Raw genomic sequence first — 17049 nt, 5'->3', positions numbered from 1 at the left:
CACCGTAGAAATTTCAAATGGTGACAGTGTTTGAAGAAAAATAATTTATGATAAAGAAATGGTATTTTTACGCGAGTTTGATCGTTATTATTACATTTTTAAGCTTGGGTTTCAAACCCTTTAATTTAGAAGCCAAACCTTGGTTTTTAACAGAAAAAACAGATGGTTCAGAATATATTTTACCATCTCAGGAAAAGGAGGATTATCCTAATCTTAACATCCCTTACACCGGAAATCATTTTATAGGTTTTAAAGAAGCAGTAGCTTTTAAGGAATCTCAAGGGAAATACCGAAAAGTAAATACTTTAGGTTATATGGGGAAATACCAGTTTGGTTCTAAAACTTTAAGAGCCATTGGTGTACATGACAGCAAAGATTTTCTAAAAGATCCTGCTTTACAAGAAAAAGCTTTTGTTGCGTTATTGTCTAAAAATAAATGGATTTTACGTAATGAAATTGAAAAGTATGATGGAAAAATCATTAATGGTGTCAAAATTACAGAATCCGGAATTTTAGCTGCCGCACACTTAGGAGGTGCAGGATCGGTTAAGAATTTCTTTAAAAACAGAGGAAATAGACGTTTTAGAGACGCTTATGGAACTTCGCTGATAAGTTATTTAAAAGCTTTTGGCGGTTATGATTTGTCTTATATTGAAGCTGATAGTAATGCGACAATACATGATTAATAATCAACTGAATGAGAATAAAAAATCCCGAATTTTTCGGGATTTTTTTATGGAGTAAAATTTAATTAATTAAAATCTCTAATATTTTGATAGCTGCTTCGCTAATTTTTGTTCCTGGTCCAAAAATAGCTACCGTACCGGCATCAAATAAAAATTGATAATCTTGCGCAGGAATTACACCTCCCACTATAACCATAATATCTTCGCGACCATGTTTTTTTAGTTCCTCAATAACTTGTGGGACTAATGTTTTATGTCCTGCGGCTAATGATGATACGCCAAGAATATGTACGTCATTTTCTACAGCTTGTTTGGCCGCTTCGGCCGGAGTTTGAAATAATGGACCAATGTCTACATCAAAACCTACGTCTGCGTAACCAGTTGCTACGACTTTTGCGCCTCTATCATGGCCATCTTGTCCCATTTTGGCGATCATGATTCTTGGTCTACGGCCTTCTTGTTTGGCAAAAGCATCTGCTAATTGTTTGGCTCTTTCAAAATTCTCATCATTTTTTATTGCTGCACTATACACACCGCTAAAGGATTTAATTTGTGCTTTGTATCGACCAAAAATACTTTCTAGCGCATCGCTTATCTCTCCTAAAGTTGCTCTGTTTCGGGCAGCTTCGATCGCAATTTCTAGTAAGTTTCCCTGTCCTGTTTTGGCACAATGAATTAATTTCTCGATTGATTGTTCTACTTTTTTACGATCTCTTTTGGCTTTTATGGTCGAAAGTAATTCGAGTTGTTGCTTCCGAACCATTTGATTGTCGACATCCAGAATATGTAACGGATCTTCTTTCTCTAGTCGAAATTGATTGACCCCCACAATAATATCTTGTCCACTATCAATTCGCGCCTGCTTTCTGGCAGCCGCTTCTTCGATACGAAGTTTAGGAATTCCAGCTTCTATAGCTTTTGTCATTCCGCCCAATTCTTCTACCTCTTCAATAAGTTTCCACGTACTTTCGACTATTTCATTGGTCAAACTTTCTACATAATAACTGCCTCCCCAAGGATCTACTGTTTTGGTTATTTTGGTTTCTTCCTGCAAAAATATCTGTGTGTTACGCGCAATTCTTGCTGAGAAATCAGTGGGTAACGCTATTGCTTCATCAAGAGCATTGGTGTGCAAAGATTGTGTACCGCCAAAAGCGGCTGCTGTAGCTTCGATACAAGTTCTGGCCACATTATTAAAAGGATCTTGCTCTGTTAAACTCCAGCCACTAGTTTGGCAATGAGTTCTCAAAACTAGTGATTTATCATTTTTTGGATTAAATTGTTGTACCAATTTAGCCCAAATCATTCTTCCGGCCCGCATTTTAGCGATTTCCATAAAATGATTCATACCAATGGCCCAGAAAAAAGACAACCTTGGCGCAAATTCATCAATGGTCATACCAGTCGAAAGTCCCGTTCTAATATATTCTAAACCATCGGCCAGCGTGTACGCCAATTCAATATCTGCGGTAGCTCCAGCTTCCTGCATGTGGTAACCAGAAATAGAAATCGAATTGAATTTGGGCATTTTTTTGCTTGTAAACTCAAAAATATCAGCAATGATTTTCATAGAAGGAGCTGGCGGATAGATATAGGTATTACGAACCATAAATTCCTTTAAAATATCATTCTGGATTGTACCGGAAAGTTTTTCGATCGCAACACCTTGTTCTTCTGCAGCTACAATATAAAACGCCATGATAGGTAGAACCGCTCCATTCATGGTCATCGAAACCGACATCTCATCCAAAGGAATTTGGTCAAATAAGACTTTCATATCCTCTACAGAATCTATGGCAACACCTGCTTTTCCTACATCTCCAACCACACGTTCGTGATCAGAATCATAACCGCGATGTGTTGGTAGATCAAAAGCAATTGAAAGTCCTTTTTGACCAGCGGCCAAATTTCTTCTATAAAAAGCATTACTTTCTTCGGCAGTAGAAAATCCGGCATACTGACGAATTGTCCAGGGTCTCCTCACATACATAGTTGCGTATGGCCCCCTTAAATTAGGAGCAAAACCTGCTCCGAAATCCAGATATTCTAAATCTTCAATATCTTTTTCAGAATAAGTAGGCTTTAGCTCGATGCCCTCAGCGGTTAAGAAGTTTTGAGTTTCGAGTTCTGAATTTTGATTCGAAACAGCTAACTTTTGACTTTCGAGGGTAATATGTTTAAGGTTCTTTCGTACCATTTGTTCTTTTATTTTTATTAATTACACGTAGATTATTCTAGTTCTAAACGTTCTTGTTCGAGTTTTTCGGCTAATCTTTTTTCTATTATCGGTGTAATTAATGTTTTTCGGGGTTTTATTTTTACAAAGGGAAACAATTCTAAGTCATGTTTCATTTTATCATCTTTGTTTGGATATTTATTGGTTCCTAATAAAACTTCTTTTTTAGCATCAAACAATTCTTGCTCTTTGGAAGCGCTTTCCTGGATTTTCTTTTTAATAGTTCCATCGTTTAATAGTTTCAAAAATCCTCCTTCAGCTTCTATGTTTTTAAATAAAGCCAAGCTTTTTTCCGCCAATTGCATGGTCAAACTTTCTATATAATAACTTCCATCTGCCGGATTATTGACTTTGTCAAAATAGCTTTCATGCTTTAAAATCAGCAATTGATTTCTCGCAATTCTATCCCCAAATTCGTTGTCTTTGTGGTATAAAGCATCATAAGGCAAATTAGCAATTGCGTCTGCACCGCCTAAAATTGCCGACATACATTCGGTTGTGGTGCGGAGCATATTGACATTGTAATCGTAAATTGTTTTGTTACGTTTGGTAGGTGTCACCAAAAAATGACATTCTAGATTTGTATTGTATTCAGCGACAATTACATTAAAAAGCATTCGCAGCGCTCGAAGTTTTGCAATTTCGAAGAAATAATTGGTTCCTACCGAAATTTGAAAAACAATTTGTTGAGGAATATCCGCAATACGGTTGAAGTATTCGTTGGCATGTGCCAAACTGTAAGCAATTTGCTGTGTAATAGTGGCTCCTGCATTTTGATACAAACCTAAATCAATACTTAACAATGAAAGATTTTCGGTTGTTTTTGAAATTTTATCGATTGTTTCGAAATTATTTTTGTCCGAGGTTGGAAGCCAATTTCCTTCTCTCGCAAAATGACCAATTGGGTCTAAGTTGCAATAAAATGTTGCCTTTTTTTGAATTGAAATGCGATCTAATGATTTTACGAAATCGATTGAAATAAAATTCAAATTAAAGTAAACAGATTTGTTTTCTAAAGGAAGGTTTTCAAGTAATTTCTGAATGTCGATCTGCTCGTTTTGGATAGTGAAACGCAAACTTTCGGCACCACGATTAATGGTTTCTAATGCTCTTTTTATCGATTTATCTACATCAAAAACAAATATATTTTGGCAAATTGTAAAATTTGTTGCCTCTGTTTTTACAGGAGCTGCTTTGGTAAATTCGTCTTTATGATAAAAAGGTTTTACCTGAATGTCTTCGGGCGAATTCCAGATTACAGTTTGGTTGTAGTCGGCTCCATCCAACTCAAACTGAATTTTTTGTCTCCATTGTTTGGATGAAATCGGAATAAAATTTTCGAATAGGTTAGTAGCCATCTGCTTTTTTTTCTGAGTTATTCTTTGCTTTGAATGGTGTCTCCTTCAAATTGGATGATGTAAATATCTTCACTGTCTTTTTTCATAAAATACTTTTCGCGAGCGTATTTTTCTATTTGTTCAGGATTTTTTAATTGTTTTATTTGTTCCTGATCTTTTTTGATTTCTTCCTGATAATAGGTTTTATTGTCTTCTAATTCGTTGATTTGATTGTCTAAAAACCTATGGTCAAAATAGGAGTAGTTGTCTAAAAACAACATCCAGACTACAAAAAAAAGCAAAACCCAGACATATTTATTGCCTAAAAATTTGAACCAGGATTTGCCTTTATAAGGGTTTTTCATTTTATTTTTATTTTAACCTATTTTGTCTCTTTTAATTTCCATAGATATCTTAGCCCCGATAACTGTAAAAATCTTTTTGTGATTCCTGATAACTATAGGGACCGGTAGAAAGGATCACTTAATTTTATTTTAATCCAAGTTTCAGTGAACTTCATTTGTAACAGATAGCGGGAAATAGCTCCTGACTATTCTGGAAATAAATTTACAATAAAATTATGAAATTCGCTGATTTATTACGGCCCGAACTACGTCTATGGCTACAGTATTGTATTTGTCGTTTGGAATAATAATGTCTGCATAAGCTTTTGTGGGTTCGATAAATTGCTCATGCATAGGTTTTAAGGTGTTTTGGTAGCGTGTTATTACTTCGTCTATATCACGACCACGCTCTGAAATATCACGTTTTAGACGGCGAATTAATCTTTCGTCTGAGTCTGCGTGGACAAAGATTTTGATGTCACAAAGTTCGCGAAGTTCCGGATTTGTGAGGATCAAAATCCCTTCAACAATCATTACTTTTCTCGGGTGTGTAGAGACGGTATCGTCTGTTCTGTTGTGTTGTACAAACGAATATACGGGCTGGTCGATGGTTTCACCGGCTTTTAATGCTTTTAAATGCGTTACTAATAAATCAAAATCAATAGCGCGTGGATGATCAAAATTAATTAATGCTCTTTCGTCAAATGACAAACCGTGGTTTTGTTTGTAATAGGAATCTTGAGAAATTACGCCGACTTCTGTGTCCGGCAATTCGTTCATGATTTGGTGTACTACCGTTGTTTTTCCACTTCCTGTTCCTCCTGCAAGTCCAATAATGAGCATAAAATTTGATGTTAGATATTTGTTTGGCAAAAATAATAATTTAACTGAACTGTACAGGCAAATTATGTATTTAAACGATATAAGTTTTAGAGGGATTAATCAGTTATTGGTAAATTAAAGTGTTTTGATTTTCACTACAAGTATTTTAATTGAATATAAGTCAAAAAAGCTATTGAGATAAAAAAACTTAAAAAAAACTTGTATCACTTATAGGTTTAAAAAGGGATAAAAAAATCCCACCAGCAAAGCCAGCGGGATTTTGGTGCAATCAGTATTTCGTTTAAAATATTCTGACCTTAGTAAGCACTTTATTTGTTCTTTTTTGCTTTTATCATCATTTCTAGCTGATCCCATAATTCTTCCGGAATTGCTTCCAGTAAATTGAATTGTCCTGCGCCTTTTAGCCATTCGCCGCCGTCAATAGTGATAACGTCTCCGTTGATGTATGCTGAAAAATCAGACACCAAATAGGCCGCTAAATTGGCTAATTCCTGGTGATCTCCAACGCGTTTCAAAGGCACTTTTTTTGCCATATCAAATTTTTCGGCAAGATCTCCCGGCAATAATCTGTCCCATGCTCCTTTGGTAGGAAATGGTCCCGGAGCAATTGCGTTCGAACGAATTCCGTATTTTGCCCATTCTACCGCCAAACTTCTCGTCATTGCTAGTACACCTGCTTTTGCAGTAGCGCTTGGTACAACATAGGCAGAACCTGTCCAGGCATACGTAGTCACAATATTTAAGATGGTAGCCGATGTTTGTTTGGTATCGATCCAATGTTTTCCAAAAGCGAGTGTACAGTTTTTAGAACCTTTAAGTACAATATCGATAACGGTATCAAATGCGTTGGCAGATAAACGTTCTGTTGGAGAAATAAAATTTCCTGCAGCATTATTAAGAAGGACATCTACTTTGCCAAAAGATTTTAAAACTTCCTGAAGCATGTTTTCTACTTCCTCGTAATGACGCACGTCACACTGAAGAGGTAAACATTTTCCACCAGTTTCGGTTTCAAGTTCTGTAGCCGTTGCTTTTAGTTTTTCAAGATCTCTAGAAGTGATGGCAACTTGCGCTCCTAATTCTAAGAAATATTTAGTCATTGCTTTGCCTAAGCCGCTTCCGCCACCTGTAACCACAATAACTTTTCCTTTTAAAGCGTCGTCACGTAACATTTTGTCTGTATAGCTCATACTTTTCTTTTTTACAATATTAATTAAAATAATAGGATGCACGCATAATAATGTTATAAAATTTTAATAAACTTTAAATATTACATATTTTTTTGGCAGCAGATTCTAAGGTAAAATCATCTTTGGCAAAACAAAAACGAATTAAGCGTTGGTCTTTATTATCGGAATAAAAAGTAGAAATTGGAATCGCAGCAACACCATGATCGATAATTAATTTTTTGCAAAATGCAATATCATCTTCATCTGAAATAGTGGCGTATGAAGCCACCTGAAAATAGGTTCCTTCGCAAGGTTTTAGGTCAAATCGGCTGTTTTGAAGCAATTTCTGAAAATAGTCCCGTTTTTCCTGATAGAATTTGCCTAACAAATTTACATCAACAACATCTAGATATTCGCTTATGGCGGCCTGAGAAATGCTGTTGACGCTGAAAACTAAAAATTGATGTACTTTTTTTATTTCTTTCATCAAATATTCGGGAGCAACCACATAGCCAATTTTCCAACCTGTAATATGAAACGATTTTCCGAATGACGAAATCATAATACAACGGTTGCGAAGAAAATCTTTGGTATGCGCCGAAATATGTCTCTCTTCAAAAGTAATGTATTCATACACTTCATCAGATAAAACAATTATTTCAGGGTATTTTGAAAGTAATTTTTCTAATGCTAAAAAATCATTTTCTGTCAAAATTTTCCCCGTAGGATTATGCGGGTTGTTGATGATGATCATCTTTGTTTTTGAGGAACATGCTTTTTCTATACTTTCCCAATTTGGCGTGTAATCATCATTTAAAGTTACGCGAACTGGTTTTGCATTACAAAGCAGTACAGGAGATTCGTAAGAATCGTAACTCGGATCCAGAATAACAACTTCGTCACCAGTTTTTACTAAAGCCAAAATCGAAGTAAAAATTCCTTGTGTTGCGCCAGCAGTTACCAAAAGTTCTAGATCAGGATTTATGATTCTGTTGTAAGAACTCTGAACTAAGTTTGCAATTTTGTTCATCAATGGCGGATACCCAGCCATTGGTGTATATTGATGTACATTTTCTTTTGCTAATCTAGCCAGAATATCGCTCAATCTTTCATCAACAGGAAAATTTGGAAATCCCTGCGAAAGATTTATCGCATTGTATTCGGCCGCCATTTTAGACATTACCGTAAAAATACTAGTAGTTATGTGCGGAAGTTTACTCATGGTAAAGTTTGATTAGGGAAGGACTTTTATGAGAAAACAGACAATATTAATCTATAACTAAAGGAAGAGAATAAAGTACTCTCACTTCTTTGCCTTTTAATTTTCCCGGAGTCCATTTTGGACATAGCTTTAAAACTCGAATAGCTTCATTTCCTGTTCCAAAACCGACGTCTTTTAGAAGTTTTATATCATTAAGAGATCCATCTTTTTCAATAATAAAAGCAATATAAACTTTTCCTTTTACAAATACAGGTTTTTCTTTTGGAACAATATAATTTTTACCAATAAATTTATAAAACTCATTAATTCCTCCAGGAAATTCAGGTACAATATCTATTCCTGCTGTGTTGTAAACTTTATTTTCATCATCAGAAATAATAGTTTCATCATCTTTAGATTGAGAAAATACATTTGATGCAAAACAAATTAAAATCAATACTAAAAATTTTTTCATTTTATGTTTTTTAAAATTGAAATTACATTTTATGAATAATAAAAATCGTTGGTCGGTTATGTAAATCGACTTTTAGTTTTTTCCAATCAGCAACTCGCATTGTTTTGATGAATTCTGTTGGTAATGTAATATCCGTCGCAACACAAAGATGGGTTGAAGGATTTATAATTTGCAAAATATCTTCGACCAATTTATTGTTTCTGTAAGGTGTTTCAATAAATATTTGAGATTGATTTTTATCCTGAGATAATTTTTCAAGATGTTTTAAAGCCGATTTTTTTTCGTCTTTATCAATGGGTAAATAGCCGTTGAAAGTAAAACTCTGACCGTTCATTCCGGAAGCCATCATCGCCAGAAGGATAGAGGATGGACCGACTAAGGGTACTACCTGAATGCCTTTTTCGTGTGCCAATTTTACAATTACTGCTCCAGGATCTGCAACGCCTGGACAACCTGCTTCGCTCATTAAACCCACATTTTTTCCTTCTAATAGTGGTTTCATAAAATCTAAATGTTCACTCGCTTCGGTACGTTTATTCAGTGTAAAAAGAATAAGTTCTGATTGCTTTTTGTCCGGAGAAACTGCTTTTATTGATTTTCTGGCTGTTTTTTCGTTCTCAACGATATAATGATCTATAAAATCGATACTTCTTTTTACTGTTTGAGGCAAAACATCCATAGGATCACTTTCGCCCATTGTAGTTGGAATTAAATATAGTTTTCCTAGAAGTTTCATGTGTGTTTTTTTAGTTAAAAAAAGCTGATTTTAATGAGGATAGGCAAGTCTTTTTTGTTTTATTTCTAAAAAATAAAATAAAAATTAAGGATGTGCCTTGATGAGTTTTTCGGCGATAATAGTTGCAACTTCATCTAACATTTTGTAGACATTATCAAAACCATTGGCAGAACCAAAGTAAGGATCGGGAACATCTACATTTTCATCAGGAAATAATTCGTTTAGAATAAGACGAACTTTACTTTTATGTTCGGATGTTTTTGCAAGCTCAATTATATCGCGGTAGTTAGAATTGTCCATAACATAAATATAGTCAAATTCTTCAAAATCAGTAATTTGAAATTGTCGCCCTTTTTGATCATCGATACATAATCCGTTTTTTTTGGCAACAGCAATAGATCGTTTGTCAGGAGCATGACCCACATGCCATGACCCTGTGCCTGCTGAGTCAACAATGAATTTATTTTGTGGTAATTTGGATGCTAAAATTCCTTCTGCTAAAGGCGATCTACAAATGTTTCCCAAGCAAACCATTAAAATTTTTACAGGCATGATGCGCGTTTATAGCGTTAGTTTTTTGTTGATATCATCGACAAATTTCTTAAATTGTTTGTCTGTAGAAACTAGATTATCGACTGTTTTACAAGCATGTAATACGGTTGCGTGATCGCGATCCCCAATTTGAGAACCTATATTTGCTAAAGAGGCTTTGGTAAATTTCTTTGCAAAAAACATGGCCAATTGTCTGGCTTGAACCACGTGTCTTTTTCGGGTTTTAGATTGTAGGGTTTCAATATCCAACTGAAAATAGTCAGAAACAATTTTTTGTATGTAATCGATCGATATTTCTCTCTTTACGTTTTTTACAAATTTCTCTACAACACTTTTCGCCAATTCTATCGTAACTTCTTTTTTATTGAAAGAAGATTGCGCGATCAACGAAATAATAGCGCCTTCTAATTCTCTAACGTTAGTCTTGATGTTGCGGGCCACATATTCAATAATATCATCCGGCATTTCTACACCATCACGATATAATATATTTTTTAAGATTGAAATTCTGGTTTCGTAATCCGGCTGATGCAACTCAGCAGATAATCCCCATTTGAAACGTGACAATAAGCGTTGCTCGATATCCTGCATGTCAACAGGAGCTTTGTCAGAGGTTAAAATAACCTGTTTCCCGTTTTGATGTAAATAATTAAAAATATGAAAGAAAACGTCCTGTGTTCCTGATTTTCCAGAAAGAAACTGAACATCATCAATAATCAAAACATCAATTAACTGATAAAAATGAATAAAATCGTTACGATTATTCTTTTTTACCGAGTCTATATATTGTTGTGTAAAAATTTCGGCAGAAATATACAAAACCGTTTTTTCAGGATATTTGTCTTTTACTTCAACGCCTATCGCATGCGCCAAGTGTGTTTTTCCTAGTCCAACTCCTCCAAAAATCAATAAAGGATTGAAAGAAGTTCCTCCTGGTTTGTTCGCAACAGCCATACCCGCAGAACGAGCCAAACGATTAGAATCTCCTTCAAGAAAATTATCAAAACTGTAGTTGGCGTTTAATTGCGACTCAATTTTTAAATTTCTTATCCCAGGAATTACAAAAGGATTTTTAAGTTCTGGATTTAAGTTTTTAAACGGAGCATCAACCTCTTGAGGTTTCATTGGCACTCTGTTGGCGCTTGGCAACTGTTCGGTAAACGGTTGTTTGTTGCCATAAGTGTTTTCCATTTTAATTTTATAGAGTAACTTTGCGTTTTTTCCCAGTTCTTTGGTAAGTGCAACTTTCAATAATTTAACGTAATGTTCTTCCAGCCATTCGTAGAAAAATTTACTTGGAACTTGAATGTATAACGCGTTGTCGGTTAGCTCAACTGATTTGATTGGCTCAAACCAAGTTTTGTAGGCTTGATCTTGAATATTGTCTTTTATAAAGGACAAACAGTTTTCCCATACCGATTGAGCAGTTTTAGTCATAGATTCAAATAAATTTTCTAATTATTGATATAGATTCTCCTAATAAAATGGAGGAATTTTGTTCCGAATTTCGGGATAACAAATATGTGAACAAATTTCTGTAAAAAAAAATATTTTGCTGTCTTATTTTATAAAAAAATGTTGTAAGCGAACTTTAATACGTTAATTTTTTTAATCCAATAAATAATGAAAAATCATCAAACGCAAGTGCGGGTTCGTTACTCCGAAACAGATCAAATGGGGGTTGTATATCACGGAAATTATGTTCCTTATTTTGAAATAGGACGCGTTGAATGGCTCAGAAACAAAGGGATTTCTTATAAAAGCATGGAAGAAAGCGGTATCGGGCTCCCTATTGTTTCGATGCAAATAAATTACAAGAAATCAGCTCGCTATGATGAGTTACTTACGATTCATACTACATTTAAAAGTCAGTCTTCTGTTAAGATAGAATTTGACTGCGCAATCTACAACGAAGCAGAAGAGTTATTAACAACTGCATCATTTATTTTAGTATTTATTTCGTTAAAAACGGGTCGTCCAACAGCACCTCCAAACTATATTTTAGAATTATTTAAAACCCTTGAGTAATTGTCAAAATGAACGGTTAATTTCTACCGAATTACAAATATTTAATGTTAATTTCGAACATTAAACTAAAAATGTCGAAGACCATTTCGGCATTTTTTTTTCGCGTTTTGATACTGATTTTACCAATTGGTAATTCAGAATCTTGATCCATCTCCATTTCTTGCGATATAATATCCAGCTTTTTTTCCTTGATAACGCGCATGACTTTATTCATGTTTTTATAATCAAAAGAAATTAAAAAGGCCACATCGATTGTTTTTTCAACTATTTCGCAATTTTCCAGCGTCATTTGTGCCGAAGTTTTATAAGCCGAAATTAACCCGCCAACTCCTAATTTTGTTCCTCCAAAAATTCTAACGACCACTACTATAACGTTGGTTAGTCCAAAAGATTGTATCTGTCCATAAATTGGTGCGCCTGCTGTATTGCTTGGTTCACCATCATCGTTGGCACGGTAGGAAATTTTTGGCGTAACACCTAATTGATACGCATAACAAAAATGTACCGCATGTGGATGCAGCTTTTTTAAGTTTTCGATGATGGGTTTTACTTCGTCTTCGCTTTCTATCGGGAAAGCATAGCCAAAGAATTTGCTTCCTTTTTCTTTAAATAGCACTTCTTCTGACTCGGTTGCTATTGTTTGATACGTATCGGTATATTCCAAAAGTTGTGTTTCTAAAGTATTTGTTTGTCAAATAAATCCACGACATCTTCCTGACCCACTTGTAAATTCCAAACATGCAAGCCTAATGCTGCTGCCGCATCCGTGTTTTCTTTTTTGTCGTCTACAAATAAAGTTTTCTTGGGCGAAAGCTCATGTTTGTTAATTAAATACTGAAAAACTGCTGCATTGGGTTTGCGCATTCCGATTTCAAAAGAGAAATATACTTTTTCAAAACATTGATAAAAAGCGCTGTAAAACGAGATGCCGCTTTTGTTTTCGAAAGTTTCGATATGAATAGCATCGGTATTACTCAATAAAAAGAGGCGGTATTTTTGCGAAAGCATTTGCAAAAACTCTAATCGGTACAAAGGAAAATCTGCCAAAATAGCATTCCACGCCTCTAAAATTTCTTCTGTAGAAGCGTTTGGAAGTTCTTCTTTAAAACCGCCTAAAAAGTCTTCACGAGAAATATCGCCTGTTTCAAACAAAAGATTCAAACGATCCAATGATGCGCTCCACTCTGTCATGCCTAATTTTTGCAAGCCCGAAATGGTAGCTTTTTTATCCAAATTGATAAAAATATCTCCAAAGTCAAAAATGATAGTATCAATCATGATTTCTAATGTATAATAATTCGTCTTTTCCGAGGTGCGTTTTTGTGGTTTCCTTTCGGATAAAATCAGGAGCTTTTGTTCCTTTTTCCAAAATAGTATTACCCACAAAAATTCGTGCTTCATCCCAAATATTCAAATCAATAAAAGATTGTATTGTTTTGGCTCCACCTTCAATAATTATAGATTGAATCTGATGTTGATGTAAAACAGAAAGTATCTGTGGAATTATATTTTGATTAAAATCAAGGACTTCAAAGCTAGTTTGTTTTTTTGTGGTCAAACTTTCAGTTCCAGTAAATACGATCGTTTTTATGGTGTCATCCAAAAGATAACTATCCTTTGGTATTCGGTTATTTTGATCCAAAATCACTCTCACTGGACTGTTTCCAGACCAATCGCGAACATTTAATTTTGGGTTATCATCAATAACTGTTTGCGTTCCTGCCAAAATAGCCTGTTCTTCACTGCGCCATTTGTGTACCAATTGTCTCGAATATTGATTGGTTATCCAAATGGGTTTTCTCTCCTGATGATGCTTTTTTTCGGGTGCTAAAAAACCATCCTGACTTTCGGCCCATTTTAATATAATATAAGGTCTCTTTTTTTGATGAAATGTAAAAAAGCGTTTATTGAGTTCGTTGCATTCGTTTTCTAAAACTCCAACTACAACATTTGCCCCAGCTGCAATTAATTTTTTGATTCCATTTCCTGCTACCTTTTCATTAGGATCAACTGTCCCAACAACCACATTCGGAATTTGATTGGCAATGATTAAATCGCAACACGGTGGCGTTTTTCCAAAATGACTGCAAGGTTCTAAGCTGACATATATAGTAGCCTTTCTCAAAAGAGATTTGTCTTTTACAGAAGCAACCGCATTTACTTCGGCGTGAGGTTCTCCGGCTTTTTTATGCCAACCTTCGCCAATAATTTCGTTATTATAAACAATAACGCTGCCTACCATCGGGTTGGGATAGGTAGTTCCCAAGCCATTTTTGGCAAGTGTTATGCATCGTCTGATATATTTTTCATGTATATTCACAATACAAAAGTAGTTATTTTTGAGTTTATGATTTCGTTTGCCAACTATCGAAAAACTTATTTTACTTTTGTATTTATAAAATTGTAATTGAGGTATATGGAAAGCTGGGTTATCAGAACAATAAAAAAAGAAGACAATCAGTCTGTTGCAAAATTAATACGCTCTGTTTTTGACGAAATGGAGATCCCGAAAGTGGGAACTGCGTATGAAGACCCGTATCTGGATTTGATGTTTGAAGAATACAATAAGCCGCAATCGGTTTATTATGTAGTAGAAAATGAAGGCCAAATTGTGGGTTGCGCTGGAATTGCTCCTCTGGAAAATGGTGATCCCAAAATTTGCGAACTGCAAAAGATGTATTTTTTGCCTCAAACCCGTGGGCTCGGGATTGGAAGTAAAATGATGGAGCAATGTTTGAATCAAGCTCGAATTTTTGGTTTTGAAAAATGCTATATCGAGACGATGCCGTTTATGCATGCAGCTCAAAAATTATATAAAAAATCAGGTTTTGAGTATCTGGATGGCCCAATGGGATGCACTGGCCACAGTTCTTGCCCTGTTTGGATGCTGAAAGATTTATAAGCCAGCATGTAACAAATTTATTTATTGAATACTTATTCGGTATAGCTTTTGCCTTTGCCTATACACAATATTCAAATTGATAGTGATGAAAATTAAACAATACCGAACGCAATTTATTCAAGAACTATCTCCTCTTTACGATGCGTATGAGGCAGAGAGTTTTTTTTATTTGATTTTGGAGGAAAAGCACAATTTAAGACAAATTGATGTGGCTTTGAATCATGAATTGATTTTTAGCGAATCGGAGATTTGGGTATGGAACTCGCTTTTGGCAGAATTAAAAAAGGAAGTTCCGATTCAGTATTTAATGGGCAAAACAAATTTTTATGGTCTTGATTTTGAGGTGAATGAAGATGTACTGATTCCGCGTCCCGAGACTGAAGAATTGGTCGAATGGATTATTAACGAAAATCTGAAAGCTCAAAAATTTAAGAAATTAAAAATTCTGGATATTGGCACAGGAAGCGGTTGTATCGCAATTTCATTGGCAAAAAATATTCCAAATGCAAGGGTTTTTGCTTTGGATGTTTCTAAAGAAGCCTTGAAAACAGCCAAAAAAAATTCTGAAAACAATAAGGTAGATGTGACTTTTATACATCAAAGTATTTTAGAAATTGATGATCTGAAAAATGATTTTGATATTATTGTTTCTAATCCGCCTTATGTTCGAAATTTAGAAAAGAAAGAAATTAAAAATAATGTTCTGAATTACGAGCCGCATCTCGCACTTTTTGTAGAAGATACTGATGCTTTGATTTTTTATAGAAAAATAGCCGAAATAGCACAAAAAAACCTGACGGAAAACGGACAATTGTTTTTTGAAATCAATCAGTATTTAGGAGAAGACATGAAAGCATTGCTTGAAGAAATGAATTTTAAAAATATCGAATTGAAAAAAGATATTTACGGGAATGACAGAATGATTTTTTGCAACGTTTCTAAAACTTCTTGAATACGTTTTTAACGTTCTTTTGAAGATAAAATTTCTAAGCTAGCCCCGATAGGAGTGAAAATCCTTTTGTGCCGGTGTTCGGCATAAAAGATTGAAACGTATAGCGGGACGAGTGTTGTACTGAAAAGTAGAGTGCTGCTTCTAATTTTACTCATAACGCAAAGCCTCGATAGGATCCAGTTTTGAAGCTTTTATGGCAGGATACAATCCCGAAAACAGCGCTACAAGAAAACTGGTCGCAAAGGCAGCAAAAATAGCGGTCCACGGCACTACAAAAGCAAAACTCATGGCAGTGGCAATAGCATAACCCAAAAGAATTCCTAAGAAAATGCCAACTAATCCACCAATTTGACCGATTAATAACGTTTCGATAAAAAATTGAACTGCAATCGTTACTTTTTTGGCCCCCAAAGCTTTACGAACGCCAATTTCGCGTGTACGCTCGGTAACCGAAACAATCATAATATTCATCAAAGCAATCGATGACCCAAGAATGGTAATGATACTGATAATCCAGGAAGCCCAGCCTAAATATTGAGTAATGCTCAGGATGCGATTGATCAAATCGTCGCTTCGGATAACACCAAAATTATTGTCACGTACAGGACTTAATTTACGAACTCTCCGCATGGTACTTGTAGCGTTGTCAATTGCCTGGTCTAGAAGTTCTTTTTTAGAAACCATTACACTCACTGTGTAATTGATATTCGGGGCGGTAAATAAGGAACGGGCCACCTGAATCGGAATCAAAACACGTAAATCCTGACTGTTTCCGAATGTGGAACCTTTTTCTTTTAAAACCCCAATTACTTTAAAACGAGCACCTCGAATCGAAATTATTTTATCAATCGGGTTGACATCTTTTAGCAATCCTTTCTCAAAATCAGAACCCACTACGCAAGAATAGGTATTGTTGTCTACATCAAATTGATTGAAGGAACGGCCCAAACTGGTTTCTAAACCAGAATTGACAACAAAATGTTCGTCGACTCCCAAAACCGTAATTTCCGGATCTGTCTTTTGGTCTGAAAACTTTACTTCTGCAACAGAAGTCGCTGTAAACGAAAGAGAAGTTTCGGTAAAAGGATATTTGTATTTGTTTTTGAAAGCAACAGCTTCAGGATAAGAAATGATAGGATTGATGACTTCTCGCTCATTACCACCACGGTTTCTAACGGTGTTTTCGTATTGTGCAATATTGAAAGTATTGGCACCCATCGAAGCAAAATTGGTCGAAATAGTATTTTCGAGAGCTGTTACCACGGTTAAAATTCCGACCAAAGCGGTAATTCCGATGGCGATAATCAACACGGTTAATATGGTGCGCAGCAATTGTGTTTTGATAGAACCAAAAGCAATCCGGATATTTTCTTTAAATAATTTTAGCATCATGACCAATTTGTCACGAAAATACGGTTTTTGTTACAAGTTTGTTTTCGAACTGGCATTATTTATTTTAAAAAATAAGATATTTGCAGTCGATTTAGAATTAAGAAAAGCGAATATTCTAAATAGTCCAATAATCTATACTGAATTTTAGATTTTGGATTTCAATGAAAAGAAATCTGAAATCTAAAATCAACAATCT

The 17049-nt window shown here is 35.0% G+C and carries 18 protein-coding genes; 4 read left to right on the top strand and 14 right to left on the bottom strand.

Going from position 1 to position 17049, the window contains the following annotated elements; genetic code table 11:
* Nucleotides 1-47 precede the first annotated feature (47 nt).
* Nucleotides 48-686, top strand: a complete 639-nt coding sequence (locus J3495_RS09340) for a peptidoglycan-binding protein LysM (protein WP_210666286.1) — start codon at nt 48-50, stop codon at nt 684-686.
* Between the two features lie 61 nt (nt 687-747).
* Here the strand turns inward: J3495_RS09340 and scpA are convergent, their stop codons facing one another.
* From scpA to dnaA, 10 genes are all read right to left on the bottom strand, one after another.
* Nucleotides 748-2883 carry a methylmalonyl-CoA mutase gene (gene scpA / locus J3495_RS09335; protein ID WP_210666285.1) on the bottom strand — a complete coding sequence of 712 codons (2136 nt, stop codon included), beginning with the start codon at nt 2881-2883 and terminating at the stop codon, nt 748-750.
* A gap of 32 nt (nt 2884-2915) precedes the next feature.
* Nucleotides 2916-4280, bottom strand: coding sequence for a methylmalonyl-CoA mutase subunit beta (locus J3495_RS09330; RefSeq protein ID WP_210666284.1), 1365 nt, complete (start codon nt 4278-4280; stop codon nt 2916-2918).
* 17 nt (nt 4281-4297) lie between these two features.
* On the bottom strand, nt 4298-4624 hold the full coding sequence (locus J3495_RS09325) for an FtsB family cell division protein (RefSeq protein ID WP_210666283.1): 327 nt from the start codon (nt 4622-4624) through the stop codon (nt 4298-4300).
* A 213-nt stretch (nt 4625-4837) separates the two neighbouring features.
* Nucleotides 4838-5446 carry a uridine kinase gene (gene udk / locus J3495_RS09320; RefSeq protein ID WP_210666282.1) on the bottom strand — a complete coding sequence of 203 codons (609 nt, stop codon included), beginning with the start codon at nt 5444-5446 and terminating at the stop codon, nt 4838-4840.
* A gap of 308 nt (nt 5447-5754) precedes the next feature.
* Nucleotides 5755-6636, bottom strand: a complete 882-nt coding sequence (locus J3495_RS09315) for an SDR family oxidoreductase (protein ID WP_210666281.1) — start codon at nt 6634-6636, stop codon at nt 5755-5757.
* 73 nt (nt 6637-6709) lie between these two features.
* Nucleotides 6710-7837, bottom strand: a complete 1128-nt coding sequence (locus J3495_RS09310) for a methionine aminotransferase (protein ID WP_210666280.1) — start codon at nt 7835-7837, stop codon at nt 6710-6712.
* Nucleotides 7838-7883: 46 nt separating this feature from the next.
* On the bottom strand, nt 7884-8291 hold the full coding sequence (locus J3495_RS09305; protein WP_210666279.1) for an energy transducer TonB: 408 nt from the start codon (nt 8289-8291) through the stop codon (nt 7884-7886).
* A 22-nt stretch (nt 8292-8313) separates the two neighbouring features.
* Nucleotides 8314-9027 carry an SAM-dependent methyltransferase gene (locus tag J3495_RS09300; protein WP_210666278.1) on the bottom strand — a complete coding sequence of 238 codons (714 nt, stop codon included), beginning with the start codon at nt 9025-9027 and terminating at the stop codon, nt 8314-8316.
* An 84-nt stretch (nt 9028-9111) separates the two neighbouring features.
* Nucleotides 9112-9579 (bottom strand): low molecular weight protein-tyrosine-phosphatase, encoded by a 468-nt coding sequence (locus tag J3495_RS09295; RefSeq protein WP_210666277.1) that lies wholly within the window; start codon nt 9577-9579, stop codon nt 9112-9114.
* 9 nt (nt 9580-9588) lie between these two features.
* Nucleotides 9589-11016 carry a chromosomal replication initiator protein DnaA gene (gene dnaA, locus J3495_RS09290; RefSeq protein ID WP_210666276.1) on the bottom strand — a complete coding sequence of 476 codons (1428 nt, stop codon included), beginning with the start codon at nt 11014-11016 and terminating at the stop codon, nt 9589-9591.
* 186 nt (nt 11017-11202) lie between these two features.
* On the opposite strand from dnaA, the gene J3495_RS09285 reads away from it, so the two are divergent.
* Nucleotides 11203-11607 carry an acyl-CoA thioesterase gene (locus J3495_RS09285; RefSeq protein WP_210666275.1) on the top strand — a complete coding sequence of 135 codons (405 nt, stop codon included), beginning with the start codon at nt 11203-11205 and terminating at the stop codon, nt 11605-11607.
* 31 nt (nt 11608-11638) lie between these two features.
* Here the strand turns inward: J3495_RS09285 and J3495_RS09280 are convergent, their stop codons facing one another.
* Genes J3495_RS09280 through ribD form a run of 3 tightly spaced genes read right to left on the bottom strand, consistent with a single transcriptional unit; the run spans nt 11639 to nt 13927 of the window.
* Nucleotides 11639-12271 (bottom strand): IMPACT family protein, encoded by a 633-nt coding sequence (locus tag J3495_RS09280; protein WP_210666274.1) that lies wholly within the window; start codon nt 12269-12271, stop codon nt 11639-11641.
* An 11-nt stretch (nt 12272-12282) separates the two neighbouring features.
* Nucleotides 12283-12885 carry an HAD family hydrolase gene (locus J3495_RS09275; RefSeq protein ID WP_210666273.1) on the bottom strand — a complete coding sequence of 201 codons (603 nt, stop codon included), beginning with the start codon at nt 12883-12885 and terminating at the stop codon, nt 12283-12285.
* Nucleotides 12878-13927 (bottom strand): bifunctional diaminohydroxyphosphoribosylaminopyrimidine deaminase/5-amino-6-(5-phosphoribosylamino)uracil reductase RibD, encoded by a 1050-nt coding sequence (gene ribD / locus J3495_RS09270; protein WP_210666272.1) that lies wholly within the window; start codon nt 13925-13927, stop codon nt 12878-12880. Before ribD ends, J3495_RS09275 begins: the two co-directional genes overlap by 8 nt.
* A gap of 96 nt (nt 13928-14023) precedes the next feature.
* Here ribD and J3495_RS09265 point away from each other — a divergent pair, with 96 nt between their 5' ends.
* Both J3495_RS09265 and prmC read left to right on the top strand, forming a co-directional pair.
* Nucleotides 14024-14509 (top strand): GNAT family N-acetyltransferase, encoded by a 486-nt coding sequence (locus J3495_RS09265; RefSeq protein WP_210666271.1) that lies wholly within the window; start codon nt 14024-14026, stop codon nt 14507-14509.
* Between the two features lie 85 nt (nt 14510-14594).
* Nucleotides 14595-15461, top strand: coding sequence for a peptide chain release factor N(5)-glutamine methyltransferase (gene prmC / locus J3495_RS09260; protein ID WP_210666270.1), 867 nt, complete (start codon nt 14595-14597; stop codon nt 15459-15461).
* A gap of 147 nt (nt 15462-15608) precedes the next feature.
* On the opposite strand, the gene J3495_RS09255 is transcribed toward prmC, so the two are convergent.
* The gene (locus J3495_RS09255) at nt 15609-16853 is read right to left on the bottom strand and encodes an ABC transporter permease (protein ID WP_210666269.1); all 1245 of its coding nucleotides are present in this window, start codon (nt 16851-16853) and stop codon (nt 15609-15611) included.
* Between the last annotated feature and the right edge of the window lie 196 nt (nt 16854-17049).

Origin of the sequence: Flavobacterium geliluteum (assembly GCF_017948595.1) — a bacterium.
GTDB lineage: Bacteria > Bacteroidota > Bacteroidia > Flavobacteriales > Flavobacteriaceae > Flavobacterium > Flavobacterium flavipigmentatum.
The sequence above is the reverse complement of the archived record's forward strand: the minus strand, read 5'-3'. Positions and strand labels throughout refer to the sequence as shown.